The 13,887-nt window shown below is 42.5% G+C and carries 4 protein-coding genes and 2 pseudogenes; all 6 read left to right on the forward strand.

The annotated features are described in order from the left end of the window. Nucleotides 1-33: 33 nt before the first annotated feature. The 6 genes and pseudogenes from ACOWPH_RS25840 to ACOWPH_RS25865 all read left to right on the forward strand — a co-directional run bounded on the left by ACOWPH_RS25840 (nucleotide 34) and on the right by ACOWPH_RS25865 (nucleotide 13,869). A complete protein-coding gene (locus ACOWPH_RS25840; RefSeq protein WP_422665634.1) occupies nucleotides 34-186 on the forward strand; it encodes a hypothetical protein in 153 nt (50 codons plus the stop codon). A gap of 156 nt (nucleotides 187-342) precedes the next feature. After that, nucleotides 343-2,997 carry a filamentous hemagglutinin N-terminal domain-containing protein gene (locus ACOWPH_RS25845; RefSeq protein ID WP_015212974.1) on the forward strand — a complete coding sequence of 885 codons (2,655 nt, stop codon included), beginning with the start codon at nucleotides 343-345 and terminating at the stop codon, nucleotides 2,995-2,997. A gap of 212 nt (nucleotides 2,998-3,209) precedes the next feature. Next, a pseudogene (locus ACOWPH_RS25850) lies at nucleotides 3,210-5,929 on the forward strand (filamentous hemagglutinin N-terminal domain-containing protein). Nucleotides 5,930-5,995: 66 nt separating this feature from the next. Next, a complete protein-coding gene (locus ACOWPH_RS25855; protein ID WP_015212976.1) occupies nucleotides 5,996-8,500 on the forward strand; it encodes a beta strand repeat-containing protein in 2,505 nt (834 codons plus the stop codon). A 193-nt stretch (nucleotides 8,501-8,693) separates the two neighbouring features. Further along, nucleotides 8,694-11,303, forward strand: a pseudogene (locus tag ACOWPH_RS25860) (filamentous hemagglutinin N-terminal domain-containing protein). Nucleotides 11,304-11,379: 76 nt separating this feature from the next. Next, nucleotides 11,380-13,869 (forward strand): beta strand repeat-containing protein, encoded by a 2,490-nt coding sequence (locus tag ACOWPH_RS25865; protein WP_015212977.1) that lies wholly within the window; start codon nucleotides 11,380-11,382, stop codon nucleotides 13,867-13,869. The last annotated feature ends 18 nt before the right edge of the window (nucleotides 13,870-13,887 follow it).

Consider the following 13,887-nt stretch of genomic DNA (forward strand, 5'->3'; position numbering starts at 1 on the left):
GTTAGTACAAATACAAATTTGGGAAACCTATATATGGCTTGCTGTTCGCGTAGCGTGCCGTTAGGCATAAAAATCTTTTCGTTAGGGCTAGGAGTCAGAAGTCAGGAGTCAGGAGTCAGAAGTCAGAAGTCAGGAGTCAGGAGTCAGGAGTCAGGAGGAGATCAGAATAGTCTCGAATCTGGCTAAATGAACGGTTTTTGATGATTTCATCGCTTATTACTTGCACCTTCTCCAACTTTTTTCAGCCTGAAACTGTTGATATATCTAGGTTTTTGGTTTATGTGCCTAACGGCACGCTCCGCGAACAGCAAACTCTAAGTAGTTAAAAATAGGGGTGAGGTGATGAAAGTTATTTGTACTTGGTTGGCTTTAATCAGTGGAATATTAACACCTGGGATTTGCAGCAGTTGGGTTAACGCTCAAGTAATTCCCGATGGTACCCTCAAAACTACCGTCTCCCAAAATGACAATAACTTCACTATTACCAATGGTACTCATGTCGGCAATAATTTATTTCATAGCTTTAGTCAGTTTTCCATTCCTAGCAACGGTTCTGCATTCTTCAACAACGCTTCAGATATCCAAAATATTTTTAGTCGTGTAACTGGCGGTAGTGTTTCCCATATTGATGGTTTAATTCAGGCAAATGGTAGCGCTAATTTATTTTTGCTCAATCCCAGTGGAATTATTTTTGGACAAAATACCAGCTTGAATATTGGTGGTTCATTTGTTGCTACTACTGTCGACAGTTTAGTATTTGCAGACGGATTTAAGTTTAGTGCTACAAATCTACTGGATTCACCTTTACTCACCTTGAGCGTGCCAATCGGCTTGCAAATGGGTAGCAATCCTAGTGCAATTAACATTTATGGGGCAAAATTAGAAGTTCAAGCACAAAAAACATTTGCACTGGTTGGAAGTAACTTAACTTTTGAGCAGAATAACATTATTGCTGCCGATGGCAGAGTTGAATTAGCGAGTGTCGCCGCAAATAATATCGTGGGACTGTCTACAAACACTGCTGGATTCGGCTTAGATTTCCAGACTGTGAATCAGTTCCAAAATATGAACTTTAGCAACGCAGCCAAGATTGATACAAGTGGAAACCAAGGTGGTGCGATCGCTCTCCATGGGCAAAATATTACCCTATCGGGTTCTTCAACTATCACCTCCCACACTTTAGGCACAAGCTTAGGACAAGGCATTCTTGTCAAAGCCTCTGAATCTCTGAAACTAATTGGTCAGCCAGCCCTTTCTAACACTGCAATTGCCGCTTATTCCCAACCAACAGCTAAGGGAAGAGGTGGTGATGTGACAATCGAAACACCCATGCTCAATGTTTTAAATGGCGCACAAATTAACACCCGTGCTTATGGAACTGGAGATTCAGGACATATTACAGTTAAGGCTACAACTGTCAATGTGATTGGGGAAGCGATCTATGCACCTACAAAGCAGCGATTTAGTGTGAGTACCCTAGCGTCTAATACGATGAATGGTTCCCAAGGTCGGGGTGGTAATGTCACAATTGATGCTACACAGGTCAACATTCGAGATGGGGCTGAATTGCGTTCTACTGCCAGAGGAACTGGTGATGGGGGTAATATCATCGTCACAGCACAGAATTTAAGTGTGACAGGTGAAACTGCAACAGGTGAACCTGCATTTTTAACGGGGATGAGTACTAGCATCCGTGAAAATGCCACAGGCAGAGGTGGAGATATCATTCTCAACGTAGGGAAACTAGAAGTCTTGAATGGCCCTGGTATTCGCACTGGTACATATGGTGAAGGTGCATCGGGTAACATTATTGTTAATGCTGAAGAAGCAACATTAGGTGGCAGTTCGTCAACTGGAGTGGCAACGCGATTTTTTGCATCAACAAACGGTAACTACAATTTCGCTACTAATGAACTGATTAGTCTGGGTGCGGGGCAAGGTGGCAACATTAATTTTAATGTTGGTAAGCTCAACTTACTCGACGGAGGACGAATTTCTACCTCAACAGAAACCTACGGTAAAGCCGGAAATATTTCCATTCAAGCCAATTCCATCAATATTGCAGGTGTCAGTAAAGTACCAGATAGCGAACTGCTTTACTCACTTGATGCTACTGGTCCGAGTGGATTGTATGCCTCGTCTACAGGCCCTGGTGCTGCGGGTTCGGTAGATCTGACCACAGAAAATTTGAGTCTGAGCGATCGCAGTGAAATTGTAGTTAGCGGCAAAGGTACAGGAAATGCCGGTAATATGCTCATTCAGACTAATCATATGAAGTTGGATGGATCTAGTAAACTTCGTTCTGAAGCTAATGCAGGCAACCAAGGTAACATTGTCATGAGCCTGAACACTTTGTTACTACGTAAGGGCAGTACTATCACTGCTAATGCCAGTGGAAGTGCCAGTGGCGGCAATATTACAATCAATGCACCCATTATTCTAGGATGGGAAAACAGCGATATCATTGCTAATGCCATCAAAGGACGAGGTGGCAATATTCAAATTACAACTCAGGGACTTTTTGGCTTGAAGTTCCGTAATCAACTTACCTCTGACAGTGATATCACAGCCAGTTCCGAATTTGGAGTTAGTGGCAATGTTCAAGTTAATAATATTGGCATTGACCCCAATTCTGGTTTAGTGGAATTACCAGAAAATGTGACAGATTCATCTCAACAAATAGCTACAGGTTGTTCTAATGATGCTGGCAGCAGTTTTTTCGCCACAGGACGGGGTGGGATACCTCAAAATCCCAATCAAGATGTGAGGAGCGATGTCTACGACGGGTTACGCCTAGGCACTTGGTCTGATATCCGTGACATCTCTGCATATCGTGGAAATAGCGCAGTTACAGCCCAAATACCCGAATCGCCAAAATCTCTAATCTCAGCTACTTCTTGGCATCGTAATCTCCAAGGTAAAATTGAGTTAATTGCAGATAAATCTTCTACACAGGTGCAACCATCATTAACCTGTGCTGCCGTTCCTAAAAGTTAATCATGTTATAAAAATGCCTATTTAGGGAACAATAAGTTGAAATCAAGTATAGAAAATTGTTAGCTATGAGAGTTAGACCCTTTCTATTAGACATCGCCGAAAATGATTGTAGAGACTTTTCACCGGAACATCTCAAGGGTTTGAAGCCACGCACATTTAATTACCGGAGATGTCTATGGATGTTAAAAACTGGGTTATTAACTCCAAGGATCATGCTCACAGCAATATTTCTATGGAGTTGCGGTGCGATGGCAAAGCCGACCGTAGGTATTGCTCAGGTGACATCCGATGGAACAACCAACACCATTGTCAATCAAAGTGGCAATAATTTTAATATTCTTAACGGGATTGATAAAGGTAATAATTTATTTCATAGTTTTAGTAATTTCTCTATACCTACAGGTAGTTCAGCAACTTTTGATTTAACCAATACGCCCAATATTAAAACTATATTTAGTCGGGTTACAGGTGGAAATATTTCCCATATTGATGGTTTGATTCAGACTCTTAACGGTAATAATCCTGCTAGTTTATTTTTGATGAATCCCAACGGAATTGTATTTGGTCAAAATGCCAAATTGAATATTGGTGGGTCGTTTGTGGGGACGACAGCAAATAGTATTAAATTTGCCGATGGCACAGAATTTAGTGCTATAAATCCAACTCAATCACCGTTGTTGACGATGAGTGTACCTGTGGGTTTGCAGCTAGGAAGTAATGCGGGAGGGATACAAGTTCAAGGTACACCTGCCAACAATTTCCTACGGACACCGACATTATCGATCGCACCGAATCAAACGTTGGCTTTGATTGGGGGACAAGTGGATATCAATAGTGCCAACATCTCTGCGCCGGATAGCCGTGTAGAGTTGTGGGCGATACAAAATGGTACTGTGAATATATCCACCTCCGGCAACTGGCAATTGGCGAGTTCATCTTCATCGCCAACATGGGGCAATATTACCCTGCAACAATCGTCCTATATCAATACGAGTGGGGCGATTGGGGGTGCGATCAACATCCGGGGGCGGGGTTAACCCTTCAAGATGGCTCACATATAGAATCATCCACTGATGCAAATGGGCAAGGGCAAGGTATTACCGTCAAGACCACAGAATTTGTAGATTTATTAGGTATCTCTGATCCCGCGAATTATATTCCTCCTGGCTTGTTGACCAGTGTGACTGGCAGTGGCGCAACTGCTGGAGATATTACAATTGATACTCAAAGATTGCACCTTACCAATAGCTCATGGATCAACTCCCTCAACTATGGTGTCAACTTTTTTACCTTCGCACCGATCAATAATGCCAGAACTGGCGATATTAAGGTTCGGGCTACAGATATAGAAATCAATGGTTTTACTCCATTTACCAATTCATTTACAGGGGTTTATGTCTCAGGGGCTATTACCACGCTAGTCACAGGAGGGCAACAGAATAACAGTGGTGCAATTACGGTGGAGGCTGAACGGATACGGCTACTGGATGGGGGACGCATTAGCACCGATTTGTTGGGCAATTCTTCCTTCTCGCCCACACCTACGACGGGTAAGGCTGGAGATATCTCCGTTACGGCGACTGAGAGTCTGGAGATTCGTGGGACAACAACCAACAATTTTACCAGTGCGATCATTAGTTCCATTCAAAACTTTGTTGATGGTCAAGGGGGCAATATTACAATTAACGCCGGGCAACTCGCCCTCTCTGGTGGTGGAACAATCTCCAGTGCGATCGCCGGAAGTCCAATCGCAGCGCTTGCGGGTAAAGGCACAGCTGGGAATATCACAATTAAAGCCACTGATGTACAGGTTAGCGATCTCGTAGTTGATTTTCTTGGTAACGCCCCCAGTGGTATCACTGTAGCGATAGGGCAGAATTCCACAGGCAAGGGAGGCAATATTAGCTTGACAGCAGACAATCTGCGCGTCTTCAATGGTGGACAAATTACCTCATCGACAGATGGCAATGGTGCAGCAGGTAATGTCAACTTGCAAGTCAACAATATAACCGTAGAGGGTAATTCCCAACCCTTAACTGATGATCGCATTCTCCCAAGTACCATTACTGCTGCTTCTACTACCACCTCTGATGCTGGTTCAGTTAATCTAGTGGTAGATAAACTCAATGTTCTTGATCATGGGCAAATTTCCGTTAGTAATACAGGTGGCGGTAATTCAGGGAACTTGCTCATTAATGCCCAGCGAATCAAGCTAGAACAAGGAGGCAGTCTGCTTTCAGAAGTTTCCGCAGGCGATCGCGGTAATCTGACTCTCAATACTGATGTTCTGCTGATGCGTTATGGCGGTAAAATGAGTACCAATGCCACAGGTACAGCTACAGGCGGCAATATCAGCATCAATGCACCGATTATTATTGGTTTAGAAAACAGCGATATTACTGCCAATGCTATTGAAGGGGCTGGTGGGAATATTGATATTCAAACTCAGGGTTTATTTGGACTAGAATTCCGCGACCAACTCACCCCGGAAAGTGATATTACAGCTAGTTCCCAATTTGGCATTAGTGGTACTGTGCAAATTAATAATTTTGGAGTTGACCCCAGTTCTGGTTTAGTGGAATTGCCAGAGAATGTGACAGACCCATCCCAACAAATAGCGACAGGTTGTTCTGATAATAGTGGCAGCAGTTTTGTGGCCACAGGACGGGGTGGATTACCACAAAATCCCAATCAACAAACCAGACGTGATGTCTACGATAGACTACACCTAAGCACTTGGTCTGATATCCGTGATATCTCTGCATATCGTGGAAATAGCGCAGTTACAGCCCAAATACCCGAATCGCTAAAATCTCTGATCTCAGCTACTTCTTGGCATCGTAACACCCAAGGTAAAATTGAGTTAATTGCAGATAAATCTCCTACACAAGTGCAACCATCATTAACCTGTGCTGACCTTCCAAAAAGTTAATCATGTTATAAAAGTGCCTAATTAGGGAACAATAAGTTGATACCAAAATTCAGGAAATTGTTAGTCATGAGAGTCAAACCCTTTCTATTGATGTTAACAACTGGGTTATTAACTCCAGGGATCATGCTAACAGCAATATTTCTATGGAGTCGAGGTGCTATAGCTCAAGTCACACATGATGGTACTACTAACACCACTATCAACACAGTTGGTAATGATTTTACTATTCTTAATGGCATGGAAAAAGGTCATAACTTGTTCCATAGTTTTAGTAATTTTTCTATACTTACAGGTGGTTCAGCAAAATTTGATTTAAACAATACACCAAATATTACAACTATATTTAGTCGGGTGACAGGTGGAAATATTTCTCATATTGATGGCTTGATTCAAACGATCAATAGTAATAATCCAGTCAGCTTATTTTTAATGAATCCAGCGGGAATTATGTTTGGTGAAAATGCCAAATTGGATATCAGCGGGTCATTTGTAGGGACAACGGCAAATAGTATTAAATTTGCCGATGGTGTAGATTTTAGTGCCACTAATGCAACAACACCCTTATTAACAATGAGTGCGCCGATTGGGTTACAAATGGGCAATAATCCCTCACCGATACAAGTTCAAGGTACAGGACATTCCTTAGATATTACTAGTAGTCTATCTCCTTTTATTCGCAATCCTAGCCTCACAAAATTGCAAGTACAGCCGGGAAAAACCCTAGCATTGGTGGGTGGTAATTTGAATCTCAATGGGGCTACCCTCACTAGTGAAACAGGACAAATAGAATTAGGTAGTTTGGGAGGTACAGGATTAGTTAGTTTAGTGGCAAATACTCAGGGTTATAAATTGGAGTATGGGAAAGAACAAATCTTTGGTGATATTCAACTGGCACAGAAATCACTACTAAATGTCAGTGGAGTAAATGCGGGTTCAGTTCAACTTCAAGGACGCAAGATTAAATTCACTGATGGATCATTAGTATTTACAACGAATCTTGGCAATCTCCCTAGCGGGAATATCCACTTGCAAGCATCTGAAGCGATCGATATGATTGGCACAACATCAGATGCCAAAATTCGCAGTGGGATTCGTAATGAAGCTCTCAGTAGCGGAACTGGTGCGAATATCCAAATCATCACCCCTCGGTTTTCACTCCAGCAGGGTTCAGGGTTAAATAACACAGCGTTTGGAGTCGCTGACAGTGGCAAAATTGAGATAGAAGCATCAGCAATAGAGATATCTGGCTTCTCACCCCTCAATCCAGCTGGTGTAACCAGTATGGTTACTAGCGCACGCGGTACTGGAACTGCTGGTGATATTTCCATTAATTCTAATAGCTTACTAGTGTCTGATGGTGCAGCACTATCTTCAGTTACTTTTGGTAGTGGTTCTAGCGGCGAAGTGAAAATTAATACTGATGATACTATAGTGAGGGGAGACAACCCCGCCGGACTTTACAGTAATATTAGCTCAATTACCAATGGTACTGGTAGTGCCAAAACCTTGATACTAGATACTAAGAGGCTACAACTGTTAGATGGAGGAGTGATTGCCGGGACTTCGTTTTTTATGGGTAATGGGGGAGATATTCAGGTAAATGCTACAGAATCTATTCAAATTAGTGGTCGTAGTCAAGTAAATCAGAGTAGCATTAACTCATCAACCCTCAAGCTAGAACCTCTACTCAGGGAATTATTTGGTTTGCCAGATATACTGAGTGCAAATGCTGGTAATGTCAGGATTACTACACCCAATTTGATACTGACAGATGGGGGGACAGTGAGCGTCACCAATCAAGGCTCTGGAAATGGTGGCAGTCTCAACATCACAGCCGATCGCATCCAATTAAAAAATCAAGGCTTAATTCAGGCTCAGACAGCATCTGGTAATGGTGGTGATATTAGCTTGCAAGTGGGGAATCTTTTGCTGATGCGCGATCGCAGCAATATTACTGTAACCGCTGGTGGTGCGGGAGATGGGGGTAATATTCAAATCGCCACACCGATCCTTGCAGGGTTGCAAGACAGCGACATTATTGCCAATGCAGTCCGAGGACGTGGGGGTAATATTCAAATTGCCGCGCAGGGAATTATCGGCTTACAAGATCGTCCTCAAATTACTGCTGAAAATGATATTACTGCCAGTTCTCAATTTGGTGTCAGCGGTACGGTTGATATTAATAATTTTGGCATTGACCCCAATTCTGGGTTAGTGGAATTACCTGAAAATGTGACAGACCCTTCCCAACAAATAGCTACAGGATGTGCAGACATCAGTGGTAGTAGTTTTGTCGCTACAGGAAGAGGAGGAATACCCCAAAATCCCACTCAGGAAGTGAGGACAGATATTTACGACTGGCTACGCCTAGGTACTTGGTCGGATATCCGCGACATCTCTGCATTTAAAACGACACAAGCAGTACAAGTTCAAATACCTAAATCTCCAGAAATCTTTGTCCAAGCTACATCTTGGCGACGTAATACCCAAGGCAAAATTGAACTGGTTACAGGCTATTCTCCTACATCTACGCAACCATCATTAACCTGTGCTGCTATTCCTAAAAGTTAAATATAGCCTTTCTCTCTCTAGCTAGATACAAAATTACCCCTCCCCAACCCTCCTCTTACCAAGGGGAGGGTGCGCGACAGCGCGGGTGGGGTGTATTTAATGAGCTTGGGAATTGCTATATATTTTATAAAATGTTACTACTTTTACTGATATGGGAAAAATAAATGCGGAGTAGAACAATAGAGATAAGCTGATGAAATTAACTTTTGTTGGGTTTGGCTTCATAGGTGCCATTCTCATCTGTACTATTTGCAACAATAATGTTCAGGCACAAGTGATTCCTGATGGTACTCTCAACACCTCTGTTAGTGGTAGTAATAATTACACCATCACCAATGGCTCTCGTGTCGGTAATAATTTATTTCATAGCTTCAGCCAATTCTCTGTTCCTAACAACGGCTCGGCATCATTCGATAATGCCGCAGATATCCAAAATATTTTTAGTCGTGTGACTAGCGGTAATGTTTCCAATATTGATGGTTTAATCAGCGCCCAAGGTAGTGCCAACTTATTTTTAATCAACCCCGCCGGAATTATTTTTGGCAAAAATGCCAGCTTAAATATTGGTGGTTCTTTTATCGGGACGACTGCAAATAGCATCACATTTGCTGATGGCAAAGAGTTTAGCACTGATACAAATATATCTCCTTTGTTAACCATGAGTGTACCTGTGGGTTTACAAATGGGAGCCAATGCTGCATCCATTGAAGTGCAAAGCAAACTACAAGTTCCGACTAACCAAACTTTGGCGTTAGTCGGTAGTCAAGTTGATATGACTGGAGCAAGCTTAACTGCTCCTGATGGGTCTGTAGAGTTATGGGCGGTGCAAAATGCCCAAATCAAGATGGACAATCAAACTGGATGGCAGTTGACAAGTTCTGCGGCTACTGCTGACTGGGGTACGATTACTTTGCAGCAAGTTTCGTTAGTCGATGCAAGTGGAATTAATGGTGGGGCAATTAACGTACAAGGAAGGGGATTGACCTTACAGGATGGGTCAAACATTAGGTCTAATACTTCAGGAGGTCAGGGTAGGGGAATTATTGTCAATACCACAGAATTTGTTGACCTATTGGGAGCTTCTAGCCCAGGACAAACTGGTCGTGGTTTAGAAACATCTGTTAACAGTTCAGAAACAGGCAGATCTGGAGATATAAAGATTGAAACTAGGCACTTACGGATGACTAATGGAGCTAGGCTTCAATCTACAACCTCTGGCAACAACTCTAAATCGGGAGATATAAAGATCCAAGCTACAGATATAGAACTTTTTGGCACTAACCCATTTTCTGCTTTTGGTACTACTTACCTACCTACTGATATTACTACATTAATTCAGGGTGGAAACAATAATGAAGGTGGCAATATTACCATTGAAACTGCTCGACTGCTTACTGTAAATGGTGGTTTAATCAGTTCCGATATTTTGAGAGGTACATTAGGCAAGGCTGGAAATATTTCTATCCAAGCTACCGAGAGTTTTGAAATTGCAGGTGGAACAGGAAGCTTAAGCTCTGGGGTTACGACTTCAATACAACTATCGGGTGCAGGTCAAGGAGGAAATATCGCTATTGAGACGGGAATATTAAAGGTGAGTAATGGCGGTTCGATTCGTAGTACCCTAGCAGGAAAAAATGGTACTGCCGGAAATATCACTATCCGAGCCACAGATGTCACCGTCAGCGACCCAGTTATCGAGCCTTTTAGTCAGTTGGTGACTGGCATTAATACCTCTGTTGGTAAAAATGTAGTTGGTTCGGGTGGTACTATTAACTTAACAGCAGATAACTTAAGAGTCTTCAACGGCGGTCAAATCACTTCCTCGACAGAAGGTCAGGGAAATGCTGGCAGTATTAACTTACAAGTCAAAAATCTGGATTTAGAGGGTTTATCTCAACCCTTGAGTAATGGACTGATTTTACCCAGTAGTATCACCGCATCTTCGACAACTAACTTTGCGGCAGGTTCTGTGAATATTCAATCTGATACAGTGCGTGTGCAGGACAATGCCCAAATCACCGTCAGCAATACAGGTACAGGAGATGCCGGGAATCTGGATATCAATGCCCGTCAGATTTTCTTAGATCATGGAGCCACCTTACGTTCAGAAGTGAATGGAGGCAGTCAGGGGAATATTCAACTGCAAGTAGATGATCTTCTTTTCCTGCGACATGGCAGCAAAATTATTGCTAATGCCACTGGTAGCTCTACTGGAGGCAACGTCAATATCAATGCACCCATCATCGCGGGTTTAGAAGACAGCGATATTATTGCCAATGCAGTACAAGGAAAGGGTGGCAATATTCAAATCTCTACTCAGGGAATTATCGGTTTAGAATATCGTTCGCAACTGACACCAGAAAACGACATTACTGCCAGTTCCCAATTTGGTCTAAGTGGGACGGTTCAAGTTAATACAGTTGGTGTTGACCCCAATGCTGGTTTAGTAGAACTACCAACAAATGCAACTGATCCATCACAACAAATTGCTACAGGTTGTTCTAATAATACTGGTAGTAGTTTTGTCGCTACAGGAAGGGGTGGAATACCACAGAATCCAAATCAAGAGGTAAAGAGCGATGACTACGACGGGCTACGCCTACGCACTTGGTCTGATATCCGCGACATCTCTGCATTTAAAACGACACAACCAGTACAAGTTTAAATACCTAAATCTCTAGAAATCTTTGTCCAAGCTACATCTTGGCGACGTAATGCCCAAGGCAAAATTGAACTGGTTACAGGCCATTCTCCTACATCTACGCAACCATCATTAACCTGTGCTGCTATTCCTAAAAGTTAAATATAATTTATAAAATGTTACTACTTTTACTGATATGGGAAAAATAAATGCGAAGTAGAACAATAGAGATAAGCTGATGAAATTAACTTTTGTTGGGTTTGGCTTCATAGGTGCAATTCTCATCTGTACTATTTACAACAATGATGTTCAGGCACAAGTGATTCCTGATGGTACTCTCAACACCTCTGTTAGTGGTAGTAGTAATTACACCATCACCAATGGCTCTCGTGACGGTAATAATTTATTTCATAGCTTCAGCCAATTCTCTGTTCCTAGCAACGGCTCGGCATCATTCGATAATGCCGCAGATATCCAAAATATTTTTAGTCGTGTGACTGGCGGTAATGTTTCCAATATTGATGGTTTAATCAGCGCCCAAGGTAGTGCCAACTTATTTTTAATCAACCCCACCGGAATTATTTTTGGCAAAAATGCCAGCTTAAATATTGGTGGTTCTTTTATCGCCACAACTGCAAATAGCATTAAATTTGCTGATGGAACGGAATTTAGGACAAATAACCTCGATACGTCGCCATTGTTAACGATGAGTGTGCCAATTGGCTTACAAATGGGACAAAATTCAGGGACAATTACAATCAAAAATATTGGACACCGTTTGATTGAAGGAAATAACGTCCCGCTTGAAATCGGAAATACTCCCAGTGGCTTGCAAGTTCCTGTAGGTAAAACACTAGCACTATTGGGGGGAGAGATTATTTTAGATGGTGGGATTTTAAACGCTTCTACTGGTCGTATAGAACTTGGTAGTGCCGTAGATGGAACAATTAACTTGAGTACCGCATCTCCTGAGTGGAATTTTGATTACGAAAATATACAAAAGTATGGCGATATGAGATTTTCGAGTCAAGCCTTGGTGAACACCAGTGGTTTGCCTGGAGGTTCAATTCACCTCCAAGGTCGAAATATTAGTATTAATCAAGGTTCTGCAATTTTGTCCATTAACCAAGGAAATCAATTAGCAGGGAAAATTCAGGTTGATGCCACTGATTCTTTGACAATGCAAGCAGTTGGGAACTATGGATTTGCCCAAAGTCTAGTGGCGACAAATGCGATCGCTGGCACTGGTGGTAACGTTATCATTACTGCATCTCAATTACTACTTGAAGATGGCGCAAAAATTAATGCTCATACTTTTGCAGAGGGAATAGCAGGAAATATCTTCGTCCAGGCAGATACAATCCAACTCATTGGATTTTCCCCCTTAAAACCCAGTACCACTCGCAGTGGTATCATGTCAGAAACCTATGGCAGAGGACGAGCCGGTGATATTCAAGTCACAACACGGCAAATAAAAATGCAAGATGGCGGTTCGATTACAGGGGCGAGTTTTGGTACTGGCTCAACTGGAAACGTTAGTGTCAATGCTGCTGATTTCATTGAATTGCAAGGAGAAACACCCATTAGCTTCAGTTCTAGCTTAATCGGAACTGTCAGCTTTAACAGAGGTAATGGGGGAGAGGTGACAGTTAATACATCGCAATTGAGCATACGCAAAGGTGCAGGTGTTTCAGCCTCCACCTTGGGTCAAGGTAATGCCGGAACTTTACGAGTCAATGTTTCCCAAAAGATTAGTGTTAGTGGAGTCAGTGAGGCATCAGGTAAAGTTGCTGGTGTCAGTGCCAGTGCCACAGTTCTACCTTTGTCTTTTCAGAAAGCTTTTGGACTGTCTGCCCTGCCTACAGGGAATTCAGGAAACCTGATTGTTAATACACCACACTTAGAAATTACAGATGGTGGAGAGGTGCGAGTCAATCATCAAGGAGTGGGTAATGCTGGAAGCCTCTACATCAATGCTGAAAACATCAACCTCAATCGTTCTGGAAAAATTTTGGCTAATACAAATTCAGGACAAGGAGGCGGAATTAATCTCCAAGCAGATACCTTAATTTTGCGTCGCGGTAGTAATATTACTGGCACAGCAGGCAATATGGGCAATGGTGGCAACATCAGCATCAACTCTCCGATTATTCTGGGATTAGAAGACAGTGATATCGTTGCTAACGCATTTCAAGGTCAAGGCGGTAATATTCAGATTAACACTCAAAGTATATTTGGACTAAAGTACCGCGATCGCCTGACACCAGAAAACGACATTACTGCCAGTTCCCAATTTGGAGTCAGTGGTACGGTGCAAGTTAATACAGTTGGTGTTGACCCCAATGCTGGCTTAGTAGAACTACCAGCAAATGCAACTGATCCATCACAACAAATAGCTAGTGGTTGTTCTAATAATACTGGTAGTAGCTTTGTTACCACAGGACGGGGTGGGATACCACAAAATCCAAATCAAGAAGTGAGGAGCAATGTCTACGACGGGCTACGCCTACGCACCTGGTCTGATATCCGCGATATCTCTGCATACCGCAAAACTGGCGAAATCGCAGCCCAAACATCGCCATCTCCAGAAAAACTCCTTCAAGCTACTTCCTGGCATCGCAACAGCCGGGGTAAAGTTGAATTAGTTGCAGCTACATATCCCACCCAGGCGCAACAACTATTAACTTGTGCTGTTATTTATAAAACTTTACATTATGCCCCAAATTGAAGGTATCCCGGCTGTACC

The sequence above is a fragment of the Anabaena sp. PCC 7938 genome (assembly GCF_049315035.1).
Taxonomy (GTDB): domain Bacteria; phylum Cyanobacteriota; class Cyanobacteriia; order Cyanobacteriales; family Nostocaceae; genus Anabaena; species Anabaena cylindrica.

What these genes read in the sequence shown, in the direction of transcription:
- ACOWPH_RS25840 (WP_422665634.1), top strand. Translation starts at nt 34, where the DNA reads ATGGCTTGCTGTTCGCGTAGCGTGCCGTTAGGCATAAAAATCTTTTCG.
- ACOWPH_RS25845 (WP_015212974.1), top strand. Translation starts at nt 343, where the DNA reads ATGAAAGTTATTTGTACTTGGTTGGCTTTAATCAGTGGAATATTAACA.
- ACOWPH_RS25855 (WP_015212976.1), top strand. Translation starts at nt 5,996, where the DNA reads ATGAGAGTCAAACCCTTTCTATTGATGTTAACAACTGGGTTATTAACT.
- ACOWPH_RS25865 (WP_015212977.1), top strand. Translation starts at nt 11,380, where the DNA reads ATGAAATTAACTTTTGTTGGGTTTGGCTTCATAGGTGCAATTCTCATC.